Source organism: Sphingomonas sp. 22R3R2A-7 (assembly GCF_036856055.1).
Classification (GTDB): Bacteria; Pseudomonadota; Alphaproteobacteria; order Sphingomonadales; family Sphingomonadaceae; genus Sphingomonas.
Genome location: NZ_JASPFR010000001.1, coordinates 1,940,199 through 1,957,069, shown reverse-complemented (window position 1 = coordinate 1,957,069; position 16,871 = coordinate 1,940,199). Strand labels below are relative to the sequence as shown.

General features: G+C 70.2%; 14 protein-coding genes and 4 pseudogenes. 13 read left to right on the top strand and 5 right to left on the bottom strand.

The features are described 5' to 3' along the window. Positions 1–19: 19 nt before the first annotated feature. The 3 genes and pseudogenes from QP165_RS09245 to pal all read left to right on the top strand — a co-directional run bounded on the left by QP165_RS09245 (position 20) and on the right by pal (position 3,233). Positions 20–1,084 (top strand): cell envelope biogenesis protein TolA, encoded by a 1,065-nt coding sequence (locus tag QP165_RS09245; protein WP_333995337.1) that lies wholly within the window; start codon positions 20–22, stop codon positions 1,082–1,084. 182 nt (positions 1,085–1,266) lie between these two features. Then, positions 1,267–2,652: a Tol-Pal system beta propeller repeat protein TolB gene (gene tolB / locus QP165_RS09240; protein WP_443019276.1), complete on the top strand. Its 1,386-nt coding sequence runs from the start codon at positions 1,267–1,269 to the stop codon at positions 2,650–2,652. Between the two features lie 52 nt (positions 2,653–2,704). Continuing rightward, positions 2,705–3,233, top strand: a pseudogene (pal, locus tag QP165_RS09235) (peptidoglycan-associated lipoprotein Pal). Positions 3,234–3,391: 158 nt separating this feature from the next. On the opposite strand, the pseudogene QP165_RS09230 reads toward pal, so the two are convergent. The 4 genes and pseudogenes from QP165_RS09230 to QP165_RS09215 all read right to left on the bottom strand — a co-directional run bounded on the left by QP165_RS09230 (position 3,392) and on the right by QP165_RS09215 (position 7,133). Beyond that, positions 3,392–4,257 (bottom strand): annotated as a pseudogene (locus QP165_RS09230) (S1/P1 nuclease). After that, positions 4,254–5,183, bottom strand: coding sequence for an isoaspartyl peptidase/L-asparaginase family protein (locus QP165_RS09225; protein WP_333995335.1), 930 nt, complete (start codon positions 5,181–5,183; stop codon positions 4,254–4,256). The pseudogene QP165_RS09230 and the gene QP165_RS09225 overlap by 4 nt, the downstream one beginning before the upstream one ends. Before the next feature lie 8 nt (positions 5,184–5,191). Beyond that, positions 5,192–6,373: an acyltransferase family protein gene (locus tag QP165_RS09220; protein ID WP_333995334.1), complete on the bottom strand. Its 1,182-nt coding sequence runs from the start codon at positions 6,371–6,373 to the stop codon at positions 5,192–5,194. Positions 6,374–6,611: 238 nt separating this feature from the next. Further along, the gene (locus QP165_RS09215; protein WP_333995333.1) at positions 6,612–7,133 is read right to left on the bottom strand and encodes a DUF1993 domain-containing protein; all 522 of its coding nucleotides are present in this window, start codon (positions 7,131–7,133) and stop codon (positions 6,612–6,614) included. A gap of 115 nt (positions 7,134–7,248) precedes the next feature. On the opposite strand from QP165_RS09215, the gene ispG reads away from it, so the two are divergent. From ispG to QP165_RS09195, 4 genes are all read left to right on the top strand, one after another. Continuing rightward, positions 7,249–8,388 (top strand): flavodoxin-dependent (E)-4-hydroxy-3-methylbut-2-enyl-diphosphate synthase, encoded by a 1,140-nt coding sequence (gene ispG / locus QP165_RS09210; protein ID WP_333995332.1) that lies wholly within the window; start codon positions 7,249–7,251, stop codon positions 8,386–8,388. Positions 8,389–8,916: 528 nt separating this feature from the next. Further along, a complete protein-coding gene (locus QP165_RS09205) occupies positions 8,917–9,153 on the top strand; it encodes a hypothetical protein (protein ID WP_333995330.1) in 237 nt (78 codons plus the stop codon). Then, positions 9,150–9,818, top strand: a complete 669-nt coding sequence (locus tag QP165_RS09200) for a DMT family transporter (protein ID WP_333995329.1) — start codon at positions 9,150–9,152, stop codon at positions 9,816–9,818. The genes QP165_RS09205 and QP165_RS09200 overlap by 4 nt, the downstream gene beginning before the upstream one ends. Next, the gene (locus QP165_RS09195; RefSeq protein ID WP_333995328.1) at positions 9,815–10,291 is read left to right on the top strand and encodes a GNAT family N-acetyltransferase; all 477 of its coding nucleotides are present in this window, start codon (positions 9,815–9,817) and stop codon (positions 10,289–10,291) included. The genes QP165_RS09200 and QP165_RS09195 overlap by 4 nt, the downstream gene beginning before the upstream one ends. A gap of 129 nt (positions 10,292–10,420) precedes the next feature. Here QP165_RS09195 and QP165_RS09190 read toward each other — a convergent pair whose 3' ends face one another. Further along, the gene (locus QP165_RS09190) at positions 10,421–11,557 is read right to left on the bottom strand and encodes a DUF1176 domain-containing protein (protein ID WP_333995327.1); all 1,137 of its coding nucleotides are present in this window, start codon (positions 11,555–11,557) and stop codon (positions 10,421–10,423) included. Positions 11,558–11,647: 90 nt separating this feature from the next. On the opposite strand from QP165_RS09190, the gene QP165_RS09185 reads away from it, so the two are divergent. The 6 genes and pseudogenes from QP165_RS09185 to QP165_RS09160 all read left to right on the top strand — a co-directional run bounded on the left by QP165_RS09185 (position 11,648) and on the right by QP165_RS09160 (position 16,763). Next, positions 11,648–12,517, top strand: a complete 870-nt coding sequence (locus QP165_RS09185; RefSeq protein ID WP_333995326.1) for a 3-hydroxyacyl-CoA dehydrogenase NAD-binding domain-containing protein — start codon at positions 11,648–11,650, stop codon at positions 12,515–12,517. A 139-nt stretch (positions 12,518–12,656) separates the two neighbouring features. Then, positions 12,657–13,181, top strand: a complete 525-nt coding sequence (locus QP165_RS09180) for a hypothetical protein (RefSeq protein ID WP_333995325.1) — start codon at positions 12,657–12,659, stop codon at positions 13,179–13,181. A gap of 10 nt (positions 13,182–13,191) precedes the next feature. Next, the gene (locus QP165_RS09175) at positions 13,192–14,514 is read left to right on the top strand and encodes a DNA-packaging protein (RefSeq protein ID WP_333995324.1); all 1,323 of its coding nucleotides are present in this window, start codon (positions 13,192–13,194) and stop codon (positions 14,512–14,514) included. A 360-nt stretch (positions 14,515–14,874) separates the two neighbouring features. Next, positions 14,875–15,995: pseudogene (locus QP165_RS09170) on the top strand (phage portal protein). Continuing rightward, complete coding sequence (locus QP165_RS09165) at positions 15,995–16,312, top strand: DUF6127 family protein (RefSeq protein WP_333995323.1); 318 nt, start codon at positions 15,995–15,997, stop codon at positions 16,310–16,312. Before QP165_RS09170 ends, QP165_RS09165 begins: the two are co-directional and overlap by 1 nt. Before the next feature lie 113 nt (positions 16,313–16,425). Then, positions 16,426–16,763 (top strand): annotated as a pseudogene (locus tag QP165_RS09160) (HK97 family phage prohead protease). Positions 16,764–16,871 lie beyond the last annotated feature (108 nt).

Below are 16,871 nucleotides of genomic sequence, written 5' to 3'. Positions count from 1 at the left end.
CGATGACGGGCCTGTCGTGATGGATCGTTCCGAAAAGATCGGGCTGGGCGTCGCGCTCGCCGGGCACGTCCTGCTGTTCGGCCTGTTGTCGGTCGGCTTTCTCGATGCGCCCGAGCTGCCGAAGGTCGAGCAGCAGCCGATCGACATCAGCCTCGTCCCCGACGTGGCGCTCGAGGCGACCGCGCCGCAATCGGCCGAGACGCCGGCCGAATCGGTTGCACCCGACGAGGGCGCGCCCGAGGATGCCGCGCCGCCCGCGCCCGACGAGGCGGAGCCCGCGCCGCAGCCCGATCCTGCACCGCCGCCACCCCAGCCGGCGCCGCCCAAACCCGCGCCGCCCAAGCCGCAGCCCGTTCCCAAGCCCGAGCCGAAACCGGTGGCCAAGCCCAGGCCGGCGCCGCCGAAGCCCGTCGCAAAGCCTGCGCCGGTGCCGAAGCCCGTGGCCAAGCCGCAACCCGCGCCTGCAAAGCCAGCGCCTGCCAAGCCCGCGCCGGCGAAACCTGCGCCGGCGAAGCCTGCGGCCAAGCCCGCGCCTGCGAAGAGTGCGGCGCCGTCGAAGGCTTCGGCATCAAAATCCTCGTCCTCGTCGTCGTCCTCGACTGCGGCGAAACCGTCGACGAGCAAGGGCAGCGGGTCGACTGCGGACGCCAAGGCGGCGCGGCCGCGCGGGTCGCGGCTTGGCGACAATTTCCTCAAAGGGCTGTCGGCGGATCCGTCGCCAAGCAAGTCGGAGGCGCCCAAGGCAGCCAAGCTCGGCGCGCAGGCGGCGGCCAATATCGGCTCGGCGATCCTGCGCCAGGTGCAGCCCTGCGCGAACCGGCAGGTGACGCCGGGGCCGGGCGCGGAGCGGATCCGCGTGACGATCAACCTGCGGCTCAATCGCGACGGATCGCTTGCCGCGCGGCCGACGATCAGCGACCATGCCGGCGTCGACGACGAGAATCGCCGCTATGTCGCGCGCGTCGACGACCTGGCGATCGCGACGTTTACCGGCTGTTCGCCGCTGCGCGGTTTGCCCGACGACCTGTATGACGTGCAGAATGGCTGGAGCAAATTCAGCCTGCGCTACAAGCTTCCCGGATGAGGATGTCCGTTATGTTCCGATCGATCAGCGGTTTGCGCGTCACAGGCTCGCCGCATACGCGTCGCCACCCCGGCGAAGGCCGGGGCCCAATAGGAGAGGCTTCACTAACGATGCGCGGACCCTTGTCAGCAATGTCCCCCAATTGGGCCCCGGCCTTCGCCGGGGTGGAGCGTCGCGTACGGGTGCGCGCGGTTCTCGCCTCGGCTGGCGTCCTGGCCTGCATATTCGCGGCCTCCGTCAACGCACAGACTGCGCCGGCACCTCAGGCAGCGCCCGCGGGCGCGCCGGCGGCGGACGATCAGGCCGGCGGGCTGGTGGTCGACGTGACGGGCGGGATCTCCGCGCCGATGCCGATCGCGGTGCCGGTGATGCCGACCTCCGCGGTGGTGTCGACACCGGCGGGGTCGACCGACGTGCTCGGGCGGCAGCTCGCCGATATCGTCACCAACGACCTGCGCAATTCGGGTCTGTTCACGCCGCTCGCCCCCGGGCAGCTGCGCGCGATCGGCTTTCCCGAGGTCACCGCGCCGGGGTTCGACTACTGGGGCAGCACGGGTGCGCAGGCGCTGGTGCAGGGGTTCATCCGCGCGAATGGCGACGGGAACCTGACCGTCGGCTGCTATCTGTACGACGTGTCGTCGCGCGCCGAGCTGACGCGGCAGGGGTTCGTCGTGCCGCCGTCGGACTGGCGGCGTGCGGGGCATAAATGCGCGGACATGGTCTATACGCGACTGACCGGCGAGGGCGCCTATTTCGACAGCCGCGTCGTCTATGTGTCCGAGACGGGGCCGAAGAACCGCCGCATCAAGCGGCTGGCAATCATGGACCAGGACGGTGCGAACCACCGGTTCCTGACCAATGGCCAGTCGATCGTGCTGACGCCGCGCTTCGCGCCGAACCAGCAGTCGATCGTGTATATGAGCTATGTGAACAACCGGCCGGCGATCTATGTCTATGACATCGGCACCGGGCGGCAGCGGCTCGTGGTGCAGAATGCGAGCCTGACCTTTGCGCCGCGCTTCTCGCCCGATGGCCGCAACATCCTGTTCTCGATGGCACAGGGCGGCAATACCGACGTGTACCGCGTGTCGAGCCAGGGCGGCGCGCCGCAGCGGCTGACCAACTCGCCCGGGATCGATACGGGCGGGAGCTATTCGCCCGACGGATCGAAAATCGTGTTCGAGAGCGACCGGTCGGGCGGGCAGCAGATCTATGTCATGAACGCCGACGGATCGAACCAGCAGCGGATCAGCTTTGGCGGCGGGCGCTATGCGACGCCGGTGTGGAGCCCGCGCGGCGACCTGATCGCGTTCACCAAGCTCGGCGGCGGGTTCCGGATCGGGATCATGAGCCCGAGCGGCGGGGGCGAGAAGCTGCTGACCAACGACTGGCAGGACGAGGGGCCGAGCTGGTCGCCGAACGGCCGCGTGATCAACTTCTTCCGCTCCGGACGCGGTGGTGGCGGCAAGGCGGATCTGTGGTCGGTCGACCTGACGGGTGTCAACGAGCGCAAGATTCCGACGCCGCTCGACGGGTCCGATCCGGCCTGGGGTCCGCTGCGACCCTAGACCGACTCTGCAATCTATGTTCGAATATGTTCCGATCACGGGAGAAGATTACATGGCCAAGTTCACGACAACGCTGCTGTGCGCGACCGCGCTGATCGCCGTCGCCGGTTGCGCCAAGAAGCGGCCCGCGACCTTGCCGCCGGCGCCGGTCGATTCTGTCGGCGGGGGTCGATCCGACCGGCGGCCTGCCCAATGGCGGCGCAAACGGTGCGATCGTGCCCGGGTCGGACGCCGATTTCCGCCGCTCGGTGCAGAGCAACACGGTCAACTTCGCGCTCGACATGTACGATATCGATCCGACCGCGCGCGCGATCCTCGACAGCCAGGCCGAGCGGCTGGCGCGCAACCCCAATGTCCGGATCACGATCGAGGGGCATTGCGACGAGCGCGGCACGCGCGAGTATAATCTCGCGCTCGGCGACCGGCGCGCCAATTCGGCGAAGAATTACCTCGCCGCACGCGGCGTGTCGGCGTCGCGGATGACGACGATCAGCTATGGGTCGGAGCGGCCGGTGGCGCAGGGGTCGGACGACTCGGCCTGGGCGGAGAATCGCCGGGCGGTTACGATCGTGCTGAACTGAGGGCCTTTTCCCTCTCCCCCTGGGGGAGAGGGAAGGAGGAGCGCTTGCGACGGGAGGGTGAGGGGGCGTTGGGATCCATGTCCCGAGCCTCATTCCCCTCACCCTCCCATGCGCAAGGGCGCATGGGCTCCTCCCTCTCCCCCGAGGGGAGAGGGGTTTTAGCTGAGGGCCTTGTCTAGGAGTTTGGCGAGGCGGAGGCCGCCTTTGCGGACTTCTTCGCGCGAGACGGGGGCGATGCGGGCGATCGTCGCTTCGTCGAGCTTCACGCGCGGGGGGACGGGGCTGCAGGCGTCGCCGCCCAGTGCCGACGCATAGGTGACGTCGTGCGCGACCTGCCAGCTTTCGCGGCTCCAGTCGGCGACGGTGCCGGCCGCGATGCGCGCGCGTTCGGCGGCGGGGTAGCGGCGGACGAGCGAGGGGGCGCGGAGATCGCGCGTTCGGCGAGCGTGCCGTCCCAGACCGAGTGGAGATTGAGCCGCGCGGGGGCGTAGATGCCGTAATCGGTCTTCACGTCGTTGCCGCCCTTGTCATGACGATCGCCCGCGTGGAGCGGCTGGTGGAGGTCGCCGACGAAGTGGATGAGGAAGGCGAGCGCCTGGACGCGGTCGTGCGGCGACGTCCGGCGGTCGCGGAGCAAGGTCACGTCGCGGTCGATCTGCGCGGAGACGCAGTCGCCGTCCTTGCAGGCAGGCGTCAGGTCGAACGGCGCGCAGACATCGACATTCTGGTAATGCCAGCTGTACGCAAAGCCGAAGCGCGACTTGCCGTCGGCGGTCTTGAGCGGCTTGACGCAGTCCGCCCAGACGCTTGCCTCTTCGATCGTGCCGGCCGGGCATTCGGGGGTGTCAAGCAGCGCCTGCTGCGCGAGGATGCGGCGGATCGCGACCTTCGTGCGCGGCGCGACATTGGCATAGGCGATCTGCGCGACCGTCTCGTGGCCATATTCCCAATAGGCGGTGGCGGGGGCGGCGGTCAGCGCGGTCGCGGCGAGGATGCCGAGCGCGGTCAGGGACTTGCGAATCATAGGGTCTCACTAGCGTAGATGGCGACGCTGCGCGCGCCCTTTGCGGACGCGGTGCCGCGGTACATGCCCGGCGTGGTGAACGACCAGGCCATGGTGCCATCGGGGGCGACGACGATCGCGCCGCCGGTGCCGCCAAGCGCGCGGACTTCGGCGAGGACCGCCTCGGTCGCGGCCTGGAGCGGCTCGCCGGTCAGGCGGACGCGCGCGGCGATCTCGTGCCCGACCCCGACGCGCAGGAAGAACTCGCCCGAGCCGGTGCACGACACCGCGCAGGCGCGGTCGTCGGCGAAGGTGCCAGCACCGATGACGGGCGAATCGCCGATCCGGCCCCAGCGCTTGCCGGTGACACCGCCGGTCGAGGTGGCGGCGGCGACATGGCCGTGCACGTCGCAGGCGACCGCGCCGACGGTGCCGTATTTCATGTCGACGTCGAACATGTCGCCGCTCGCCTGAAGCTCGGCGAACTGGCGGCGGCGTTCGTCGGTGGCGAACCAGTCCTGCTCCGCCTGTTCGAGGCCGTGCTCGCGCGAAAACGCGTCCGCGCCGGTACTTGCGAGGAAGACGTGGCGGCCGTCGTCGAGGATCGCGCGGGCGAGGCCGACCGGGCTGCGCGTCGCGGTGGCGGCGGCGACGGCGCCTGCGGCGCGCGTACGGCCGTCCATGATCGCGGCGTCGAGCTCAATCCCGCCGTCATGCGTGAAGACCGCGCCGCGGCCCGAATTGAAGTGCGGATCATCCTCGAGCACGCGGACCGCGGCCTCGACCGCGTCGAGCGCGGTGCCGCCGCCCGAAAGCACCGCGGAGCCGGCGTCGAGTGCGCGCGACAGGCCGGCGCGCGCGCCCGAATCCTGGTCGGCGGAGAGCATCTCGCGGTCGAGCTTGCCCGCGCCGCCGTGGATGACGAGGGTCCAGTTGGGTTGGGGCATGGGGGCTTTCACAAGGTTGGCGGGGTGGGACGAAGGTGGAGACGCAGCCCGATCAGCGGGCGCAAGGGGGCGACCCTGCGGCCGATCCGGTAGAAGGCGAAGCAGCCCGCGACGGTCGCGACCAGCAGGAGCGTGAACTCCGCCCAGCCGGGAAGGCCGGCGGGGAGCAGCGCGTACATGACGAGGACGATGATCGTCTGGTGGATCAGGTAGAAGGGGAAAACCGCCTCGGTCAGCATCGGCCGCCAGCGATGGTCGCGGTTGAGATGGCGTTCGGCGAGCCCGATCAGCGCGACGATCCCGCCCCATTGCTCGAGCGCATGCGCGATGCCGTAGGGCGTATAGACCCAGCGCGGCGTGGCGACGCCCGCGGGCCAGCCAAGCTCGATCCCGAGGATCGTCGCATAGCCGAGCAGCGCGAGCCCGGCGCCGATCTTCCACAGCCGCGCGATCGCCGCGATCGCGGGTTCGGAGCGCGCGAGACCGAAGCCGAACAGGAAGGCGGGGAAATAGGTGACGTGCGCGAGCCAGTCGCCGAACAGTGCCTGGCTCTCGCCCGCCATGCGCAGCCACCAGCCATGGACGAAGATCAGCCAGGCGAGCGGCAGGACCAGCACCAGCCAGCCGCCGAAGACGCGGTCGAACAGCCGCTGCGCGCCGCGGCTGCGGACATTCTGGTGGCTGCGCAGGCTGCGGGGCCCGCGGACCAGCGCGACGCCGAGCGTCAGGACCGTCGTGTAGACAAAGAGATAGACGACGAACCAGAGGTGGTTCCAGGCGGGCAGCCACAGGCCGTCGAGCGGGGCGAAGCGGAACGCGTCGTGCGTCCAGAACGTCCAATAGCCGCCCGCATAGCCGTGCCGCGTGACGAGCTCGACCCAGGGTTGCGGGGGGACGATGACGACGAGGCCGAAGGCGAGCGGCACGAGCAGCCGGTAGCAGCGCGTCGCGAAGAAGCGGACCGGGCCGCTCGACCGGCGGAGCAGCGCGCGGCTGGCATAGCCCGACACGACGAACAGCAACGTCAGCCGCCACGCGTTGGCGGCGAGCATCGGCAACCGCACCCAGTCCTCGACATGCGACGACTTCACATGGAAGTTCCACGGCACGAAGACCATCGCGATATGGTAAAGGATCAGCAGGGCGAAGGCGCCGATCCGCAGCCAGTCCATGCCGTAATGCCGGGTCATCGCAGCGCCCTAGGCGGCGGGGGACGGGGCTGCAAGCTTGGGGCGGTCGGGGGGGCTCAAGGTTCTACATCCTCCCCCGCCAGGGGGAGGTGGCGCCTGAGGCGTCGGAGGGGAGGACGCGCAACAGGAGTTCGTGCTTGCCGCCCCCTCCGTCAGGCTGCGCCTGCCACCTCCCCCTTGCGGGGGAGGATTTTGAGGTGGTTCGCCGGGGCGGGTACGGAGCGAGCGTTTTTCTCGCTCAGGCGGCCATGCGGGGGACGCCGAGGAAGTCGCGTTTGCCGAGTGGTACGCCCTGCGCGCGCAGGATCGCGTAGGCGATGCTGGCGTGGAAGTAGAAATTGGGCTGCGAGAAGGACAAAAGGAAGTTGGCGCCGGTGAAGGGCATGACATAGCTGCCGAATTCGAACTTCGTCGCGGCGGTGGCGAGCGTGTCGAACTCGGCCGGATCATAGGCCTCGAGCGTCGCGATCGCGCCCTGGACCGCGGCGTGGAGCCCGGCGAAATCGGTCGGCCACGCGCTGCGGTCGGGCGAGAAGACGCCGTCGCGGACGCCCTGCACGCCGCCCGCCGAGTGCGCGACGCACGACTTCACCTGATAGCCGAAGGGGAGCATGTCGTCGGCGAGCTTCGCGTCGATCAGCGTGGCGGGGTCGATCCCGCGCTCGGCGGCGAAGCCTTCCGCCTTGTCGAGCAACGCGTCGAGCGCGCGCAGGACCTGGAGGTTGGAGGGGATCGTCGCATCGTAGAGGGACAGGGTCATCGATCGGGCTCCGCTGAGATGCGGCAACCTATGGCCGTGCGACGGCATGTGCCAGCGTTGTTTCGCTCGCCGCCTCCAGCCGCTATATACGGCGGTGAACCCACGAGGAATCTTCATGTCCCTTCGTCCCTGGCGCGATATCACCCGCCGTACGAGCCGCCAGATCATGGTCGGCAACGTCCCCGTCGGCGGCGATGCGCCCGTCACCGTGCAGACGATGACCAACACGCCGACCGACGACATCAAGGCGACGGTCGACCAGATCCGTCGCTGCGAAGAGGCGGGCGTCGACATCATCCGCGTCAGCTGCCCCGACGTCGAATCGACGAGCGCGCTCAAGCAGATCGTCCGCGCGAGCCGCGTGCCGATCGTCGCGGATATCCATTTCCACTATAAGCGCGCGCTCGAGGCGGCGGATGCGGGCGCGGCGTGCCTGCGGATCAACCCGGGCAATATCGGCTCGGCGAGCCGCGTGAAGGAGGTCGTCGACGCGGCGAAATCCAATGGCTGCGCGATCCGGATCGGCGTGAACGGCGGGAGCCTCGAGCGGCATCTGCTCGAGAAATATGGCGAGCCGTGCCCCGATGCGCTGGTCGAATCGGCGCTCGATCATATCAAGTTGCTGCAGGACCATGACTTTCACGAGTTCAAGGTCGCGGTGAAGGCGTCCGACCTGTTCCTCGCGGTCGCGGCCTATCAGCAGCTCGCCGAACAGGTCGACTGCCCGCTGCATCTCGGCATCACCGAGGCGGGCGGGTTCGTCGGCGGCACGGTCAAGTCGGCGATCGGGATGGGCAGCCTGCTCTGGTACGGCATCGGCGACACGATCCGCGTCTCGCTGTCGGCCGAGCCCGAGGAGGAAGTGCGCGTCGGGTTCGAGATCCTGAAGGCGCTCGGCATCCGCAACCGCGGCGTGCGCGTCGTGTCGTGCCCGAGCTGTGCGCGGCAGGGGTTCGACGTGATCCGCACCGTCCAGGCGCTCGAGGAGCGGTTGCAGCATATCCGCACGCCGATGTCGCTCAGCGTGCTCGGCTGCGTCGTGAACGGGCCGGGCGAGGCGCGCGAGACCGATATCGGGATCACCGGCGGCGGCAACGGCAAGCACATGGTGTATCTGTCGGGGGTGACCGACCATCATGTCCAGGACGCGGACATGGTGAACCACATCGTCAAGCTGGTCGAGGCCAAGGCGGCGGAGCTCGAGGCGGCGGATGCGGCGGTCGCGGCGCTGGTGCCGGAGATGGCGGCGGAATAAGCGGGGTCTTTCAGGCGGTTGGCGGTCCTGCGTGCCGTCCTCGCCTTCCGTCATCCTGACGCAGGTCAGGATCCAGGGTGGCGGGGGTGGTGTTGCTTGGCTGTGGGTCCTGACTTTCGTCAGGATGACGGGGTGGGGGCGACGAACGTTGCGGCTTTGGCGGTGCTTCGACTTCGCGCAGCACGAGCGGGGAGGGGCGCGCGGGTGATCGCGCCTCGCGCGCGGGGCACGGGAATGGAGGGCGGAGCTTCCTCTTTTCGTCATCCTGACGCAGGTCAGGATCCAGGGTGGCGGGGGTGGTGCTGTTTGGCTCTGGATCCTGACTTTCGTCAGGATGACGGGGGTTTTTGGGGGCGTCCCGTTCTTACTCCTAGGCGGGGGGCGAGAATTATTGGCGGTGCGGTTGGGGCTTCTGGGCCCCGCTTTCGCGGGGGAACCGCCGCCCCCGACGATGATGGCGCCAGGGGATGTTGCCGGTTAAGCGGGGCGGATGGGTATTGGCATTTTCTCGGCGGCGGGTCGGTCCGCGTGACGCGGCATAGCGTTTCGCCTGCGCTGGCGTTCGGCGTCGCGGCGCTCGGGATCGGGTTGTTCTCCGTCATGGACGCGGTGATGAAGTCGCTGGTGCTGGGGATCGGGGTCTACAACGCGCTGCTCTGGCGGCAGATGGCGAGCGTCGGGCTGGGGGCGGTGGCGTGGAAGCTCGGGCGGAGCGGGCGGCCGAGCGGGCGGGCGCTGAAGCTCCATCTTGCCAGGGGTTGGTGACCGCGGCGATGGCGCTGCTGTTCTTCTGGGGGCTGGCGCGCGTGCCGATGGCGCAGGCGATTTCGCTCACCTACATCTCGCCGATCCTCGCGTTGCTGCTCGCTGCCGTCACGCTCGGCGAGCGCGTCGGGCGCAAGGTCGTGATCGCGTCGGTCGTCGCGCTGGGCGGGGTCGCGATCGTGATGATCGGGCATGGCCGCGAGGGCGCGGCGGGGGCGGCGAACCTCGCGGGGGTCGCCGCGGTGCTGGGATCGGCGGTGCTGTACGCGGTCAACCTCGTGATCGCGCGGGTGCAGGCGCAGGCGGCGCGGCCGGGCGAGATCGCGTTCTTCCAGGCGATGGTGATCACCGCGACGCTCGCGCTCGCCGCGCCGTGGCTCGCGGTGGTCCCCGATGCGGCGACGTGGCCGCGGCTGCTGCTCGCGGCGGGGCTGGCGACAGCGTCGCTGTGGCTGCTCGGCTGGGCCTATGCGCACGGCGACACGGGATTTCTCGCGACGACCGAATATAGCTCGTTCGTCTATGCAGCAGGGCTCGGCTATCTGGTGTTCGGCGAGCGGGTGTCGGCGTTTACCGCGTGCGGCGCGGGTGTCATCGTCGTCGCGTGCCTGTATGCGGCGCGGCGGCGCGATATCGCGCAGACGTCGATGGAGGCCGCCGCATGACCCAGATCCGTTCCGCCACCCGCGCCGATACCGGCACGATCCTGCGCTTCGTCCGCGAGCTTGCGGCGTTCGAGCGCGAGCCCGATGCGGTCGAGGCGACCGAGGCGACGCTGGGCGAGGCGCTGTTCGGGGATGCCCCCGCGGCGGAGGCGGTGATCGCGGACGGGACTGCCGGACCGGTCGGTTTCGCGGTGTTTTTCCACAATTTCTCGACCTGGACGGGGAAGCGCGGACTGTATCTGGAGGATCTGTACGTGACGCCCGAGGCGCGCGGGCAGGGGGTCGGCGGCGCGCTGCTCGCGCATCTGGCGGGGATCGCGGTCGACCGCGGGTGCGCGCGGTTCGAATGGTCGGTGCTCGACTGGAATGCGGATGCGATCGCGGTCTATCGCAAGCTTGGTGCGGTGGGGATGGAGGACTGGACGATCCAGCGGTTGACGGGGGATGCGCTGGTGAAACTGGCGGGGCGGTAGGGGGCGTGGTCAGCCGCGGGCGCCGTCATCCTGACGAAAGTCAGGACCCAGAGTTACTTGGCGCTGTCCTGTTTGGCTCTGGGTCCTGACTTTCGTCAGGATGACGGGAGAAGAAGGGGACGGGGCGCTTCAGTTGCGGGCGACGGTGGTGCGCCAGATGACGGGCCAGGTGATCGCGCCGCGGCAGTCGCCCATCTTGCGCATTTCGGCGAGGCGGAAGCGGGTGCCGTCCCAGACATAGTCCTGGCCGACGCCGCAGTCGCCGATGCCGCGGCCCTTGGCGTAGGAGCTGAGCAGTCCGGTCTTCGGGTCGTAGCCGGCGTTGACGAGCGCGGGTTTGGCGCCGGGTTCGCCGAATTGCGGGGGCAGGTCGAACGGCGCTTCGCTGGCCTTGCCGTCGCGGACGATCAGCGCGCGGGTGATGACATTATACGCGCCGGATCCGCAGGATAGCAGGACGAGATCGGTCGTCGCGTCGAGCGCATGGGTCTCGTTGGTGACGGGGCCGAACGCGTCCGCGGCACAGCCGGTGCGCTGGCGCATCTGTGCGACGAGCGGCGCGGCAGGGGCCTGCGCGCGGCGGTCGGTGAGCGGGGCGGCGAGGATCGTCGGGAGTGCGGGCGGGGTGGTCGCGGGCGTCTTGTCGCCGGTCGCGACGAGCGCGCCGGGCGTGCCCGCGCGGCCCTGTTGCGCGTCGGCATAGCGGAGCGCGGCGGCGGCGCCGGTGATGACGACGGGGATCGTCCGGCCGTCGAGTCGCGCGGTCATCGCGGTGCCGGTGGCAAGGCGGCGGGCGAGCGTCATCGCGACCGGGCCGGTGACGGTGAAGCGCTGGTCGTCGCCCGGATTGCCGCTGGCGAGCGGGGTGCCGTCGATCGCGACCACGACGCGCTTCACAGGCGCGCCCGGGCTGCCGATCGTGACCGTGACGGGCGCGTCGGCGGCGGGGCCGCGCTCGATGACGATCGACAGCTCTGCGATACTCGAATCGTCGGGCGCCATCGAGACCGCGGTGCAATAGGCGCCGTTGTCGCACGCGATTCCCCAGGCGCCGAAGCTGCGCGTGTCGGTCGGGCGGGGGCGTGCCTTCGAATCGACCGCGGGTTCGGCGGGAGCTTCAGGCCCCGCCCCGCGCGCGATCGGGCGCGGCTTGGGGCGCGCGGGGGTTTCGAGCGGGACGGTGGCGTCGTTGGGCGCGCTGGTGTCGCCGCTGGGGCTGCAGGCCGTCGTAGCGAGCAGAAGCGAAACGAGAACTGGATAGCGCATGCGACCTCCTGACCGGTCTGGCGGCGACGGTCCCGCTTCGATAGGGGCGACGTCATAGTCGAACAACCGGCAATAGAGATGGAGAGTGCGATGCAGACGATCGGCGTAATCGGCGCGGGACAGATGGGCGCGGGGATCGCGCAGGTCGCCGCGCAGGCGGGGTACCGCGTGCTGCTGGCCGATATGGGCCTGCCCCAGGCCGAGGCGGGCAAGGCGGGGATCGGCAAGGCGATGGCGCGGCTGGTCGAGAAGGAGAAGATCACCGCCGACTTCCGCGAGACGACGCTGGCGAACATCGAACCGGTCGCGAGCGTCGCCGAGATGGGCGACTGTTTCATCGTCGTCGAGGCCGCGACCGAGCGCGAGGCGATCAAGCGGACGATCTTCGCCGAGGTCGGCAAGGTGTTGAAAGCGTACGCGATCCTGGCGTCGAACACCTCGTCGATCCCGATCACGCGGCTGGCGCAGGCGGCGCCCGACGCCGCGCGGTTCATGGGGGTGCATTTCTTCAATCCCGTCCCCGTCATGCGGCCGATCGAGCTGATCCGCGGGCTCGCCACGTCGGACGCGACGGTCGCCGCGGTCGAGGCGTTCGCCGAAAAGCTCGGCAAGCAGGTGGTGCACGCGAACGACGCGCCGGGGTTCATCGTCAACCGCGTGCTGATGCCGATGATCAACGAGGCGTGCTTTGCGCTCGGCGAAGGCGTGGCGGGGGTGCGCGACATCGATCTGGCATGCCAGCTGGGGCTCAATCACCCGATGGGGCCTTTGACTTTGGCCGATTTCATCGGGCTCGACACGTGCCTCGAGATCACGCGCGTGCTGTTCGAGGGGACGGGCGATCCCAAGTTCCGGCCCGCGCCGGTGCTGGTCAAATATGTCGAGGCGGGGTGGTTCGGGCGCAAGACCAAGCGCGGCTTTTACGACTATTCGAGCACGGAGCCGGTGCCGACGCGCTAACCATATCGGTTATCTACCCTTGACATCGTCACGCTGTTCTGGCACATAACGGGAACGATGACGAATTGCGAGTCGGGCCGGACGCGGTCGGGGTGATCCCCCGGCGGCGGACCGGCCCGATCCATTTGGGGGATGGCGCATGGGAGCGGGGGCGGGCGGGAAAGCTGGGGGCCGGTTGCAGGTACGCAAGGCCGCCAAGGGCGGCTGGACGCCCGCCAAGCGGGTCGCGTTTCTCGAGCATCTGGCGGCGACGTGCAACGTCGCGGCGTCGGCGCGCGCGGTCGGGATGGCGCCGCGCGGGGCGCATGCGCTGAAGGCGCGCGACGCGGTGTTCGCGGCGGACTGGGCGGCGGCGATCGAGGCGGCGTACGAGACGCTCGAGGCGCGGTTGCTTGCCTATGCGCTGGGGGAAGTTGAGGGGGAAGCTGAGGCGGAGTCTGAGGCTGAAGCTGACGGGGATGCGGAGGCGGAGTTGCGCGGGGCGCATTTCGATCCGCGGGTGGCGGTGCAGGCGCTGGGGTTCCGGCGACGCGATGCGGCGGCGGGCGGGCGGGGGCCGTCGTGCAAGCGCGCGACGATCGCCGAGGTCGAGGCGGCGCTGGTCGCCAAGCTCGACGCGATCGCGCGGCGCGGGCAGGCGGGTGCGGCGGAGGACGGGTCGTGAGCGCGGGGGGATGGCACCGGTCCTGTTCGACCGGGGGCTGCTCGTGCGGCTCGCGCGCCTGTCGGCGGCGGATCGGCTGGCGGTGCTGCGCGCGCTGCCCGAGCCCGAGCTGCGCGCGTTTCACGAGAGCTGGGCGATCTGGGCGATGCCGGGGCAGCGCGAGCCCGAGGCGGACTGGCATGTCTGGCTGATCCGCGCGGGCCGCGGGTTCGGCAAGACGCGCGCAGGCGCCGAATGGGTGAGCGCGGTCGCGCGCGCGACGCCGGGCGCGCGGATCGCGATGGTCGGCGGGACCGCGGACGACGTGCGCAAGGTGATGGTCGAGGGCGAGAGCGGGCTGATCGCGGTGGCGCAGGCGGGCGAGACCTATCGCTGGCGACGCGACGCGGGCGAGTTCGTGTTCGACAGCGGCGCGCGCGCGTTCGTCTATTCGGCGGAGGCGCCCGAGAAACTGCGCGGGCCCGAGCATCATGCGGCGTGGTGCGACGAGCTGGCCAAGTGGCGGTACGGCGACGCGACCTGGGACAATCTGATGATGGGGCTGCGGATCGGCGACCGGCCGCGCGTGCTGGTGACGACGACGCCGCGGCCGGTGCCGCTGTTGCGGCGGCTGCTCGCGCTGCCGGACCTGTATGAATCGCGCGGGGGGACGGGGGAGAATCCGTTCCTGCCCGCGTCGTTCGTCGCGGCGATGACCGCGACCTATGCGGGGACTCGGTTGGGGCGGCAGGAGCTCGACGGCGAGCTGATCGACGATGTCGAGGGGGCGCTGTGGACGCGCGACCTGCTCGAACGGCAGCGGTGCGGGGCGGATTTCGCGCTGCCCGCTTTGGTGCGTGTCGTCGTGGGGGTCGATCCGCCGGCGGGGACCAGCGGCGATGCGTGCGGGATCGTGTGTGTCGCGCTGGGGGCGGACGATCTTGCCTATGTGCTGGAGGATGCGAGCGTTTCGGGCCTGTCGCCGGAAGGTTGGGCGCGCGCGGTGGCGGACTGTGCGGCGCGGCATGGCGCGGACCGGGTGGTCGCGGAGTGCAACCAGGGCGGGGAGATGGTGCGCAGCGTGCTGATGGCGGCGGACTGTGCGCTGCCGGTGCGGCTGGTGCATGCGAGCCGCGGAAAGGTGGCGCGGGCGGAGCCGGTGGCGACGTTGTACGAGGGGCGGCGGGTGTTTCATGTCGGGGCGTTTCCGGCGCTGGAGGACGAACTCTGCGGGCTAGTGAGCGGGGGGTATGTGGGGCCCGGGCGCTCGCCGGATCGCGCGGATGCGCTGGTGTGGGCGCTGACGGAGTTGTGCTTGCGGCGGCGGGTCAAGGTGGGGGTGCGGGTGGTTTGAGGTCCCCCTTCCGTCATCCTGGCGAAGGTCAGGATCCAGGGTTGCGGGGGTGGCGCTGCTTGGCTCTGGGTCCTGACTTTCGTCAGGATGACGGGTGGGGGTGGGGGTTCGAGCCTCACGTGCCCTCACCCTCCCACGCTTCGCGTGGGCCCTCCCTCTCCCCCGAGGGGAGAGGGGTTTCTTGGTCCCTCTCCCCTTGGGGGAGAGGGAAGGAGGAGCCTTTAGGCGACGGGAGGGTGAGGGGTGGTTGGGACGGGCGGTCTTAGCCTCAAACCCCTCACCCTCCCACGCTTCGCGCGGGTCCCTCCCTCTCCCCCGGGGGAGAGGGGGTTCGGTTCTGGCTTTTTTCGGGAGGGTATTATGGGGTTGTTCGGGTGGAAGTCCGGGCGGGAGGGCGCGCGGCCGGCTTTGTCGGGGGCGGGGAGTCTTGGCTGGGCGGGGGCGGGCGGCGTCGCAGGCGCGCGGGGGTATGAGGCGCAGGTGCGCGAGGCGTATCTGGGGAATGCGGTGGCGCAGCGCGCGGTGAAGCTGGTCGTCGAGGGCGTCGGGTCGGCGCCGCTCGACGGGTCGGATCCGGCGCTGGTCGCGCTCGTCACCGCGCGGTCGGGGGGCAGATGTTGATCGAGACGGTGGCGGCGCAGCTGCTGCTCCACGGCAATGCCTATGTCCAGGTGCTGCGCGATGCGGAGGGCGGCGCGGCCGAGCTGTACGCGCTGCGGCCCGAGCGGGTCAGCGTCGAGGCGGATGCGGGCGGGTGGCCGGCGGCGTATCGCTATGCGGTCGGCGCGCGGGTTACGCGGCTGTCGGCGGATCCGGTGCGGCCGCAGGTGATCCACCTCAAGGCGTTTCATCCAGTCGACGATCATTACGGGCTGGGGTGCCTGGGCGCGGCGGCGGCGGCGGTCGGGATCCACAATGCGGCGGCGCGGTGGAACACGGCGTTGCTCGACAATGCGGCGCGCCCGTCGGGAGCGCTGGTCTATGATCCGGGGGACGGGTCGGCGCTGTCGGCGGACCAGTTCGCGCGGCTGAAAAGCGAGCTCGAGGCGTCGTTTGCGGGGAGCGGGAATGCGGGGCGGCCGATGCTGCTGGAGGGCGGGCTGAAGTGGCAGGCGCTGAGTCTGACGCCGGCGGACATGGATTTTGCGGGGACGCGGAGCGCGGCGGCGCGCGAGATCGCGCTGGCGTTCGGGGTGCCGCCGATGCTGCTCGGGCTGCCGGGGGACAATAGCTACGCCAATTACCGCGAGGCGAACCGGGCGCTGTGGCGGCTGGCGATCCTGCCGCTGGCGACGAGCGTGCTGACGGGGATCGCGCAGGGGTTGTCGGGCTGGTTCGAGGGGGCGGCGCTGCGCGTCGATCTCGACCGGGTGCCGGCGCTGGTCGAGGACCGCGAGCGGCTGTGGGACATGGTCAGCGCGGCGACGTTCCTGAGCGATGCGGAGAAGCGCCAGATGCTCGATGTGAAGGAGGGGGTCTGATGGGCACGACGATGGATGGGCAGGTCCTGGCGCAGCTGATGGCGCAGGGGGCGGAGCGGGGGGCGGACCTGGTGACGCTGCGCGCGATCGCGGAGGAGGCGGGCGAACTGGGCGCGACGCGCGCGCTGGCGCGGCTGGGGCTGAGCGACGAGCGGGCGCGGGGGGACGTGGCCGAGTTGCGCGAGCTGCTGGCGGCGTGGCGCGATGCGAAACGGTCGGTGTGGAAGGCGGTCGCGGGGTGGATCGCGCGGCTGTTCGTGGCGGTGTTGCTGGCGGGGCTGGCGGTGAAGCTGGGGTTTGCGGCGTGGTTGAAGTGATCCCTCGATACGCCGTCTCGACAGGCTCGACCGCTACTCGGGACGAACGGGGCGGGGTCGCGTTTGCGGGCTATGCGGCGGTGTTCGACGTGGTCGATCGCGCGGGGGACGTGATGCGGCGGGGGGCGTTTGCCGGGGCCGGGGTGGTGCCGTTGTTGTGGCAGCATCGCGGGGGGCGGTGGGGGTGCTGGCGTCGGTTGCGGAGGATGCGCGGGGGTTGCGCGTCGAGGGGGTGGTCGAGGATCCCGAGCTTGCGGGGCTGGTGCGGTCGGGGGCGGTGGCTGGGTTGTCCGTCGGGTATCGGGCGGTGCGGGTTCGGCAGGGGGCGCGGCGGGAGGTGCTGGGGGTGGCGCTGGTCGAGGTGAGTCTGGTGGCGGTGCCGATGCAGGGTTTGGCTCGGGTGGAGGTGGTGGGGGTGGCGCGTCGTGCTGACCCAGTCCCGTCATCCTGACTCATTCCCGTCATGTTGACCCATTCCCGTCATCCTGACGAAAGTCAGGATCCAGAGCCACAGGGCACGGCGTTTGGGGCTCTGGATCCTGACTTTCGTCAGGATGAC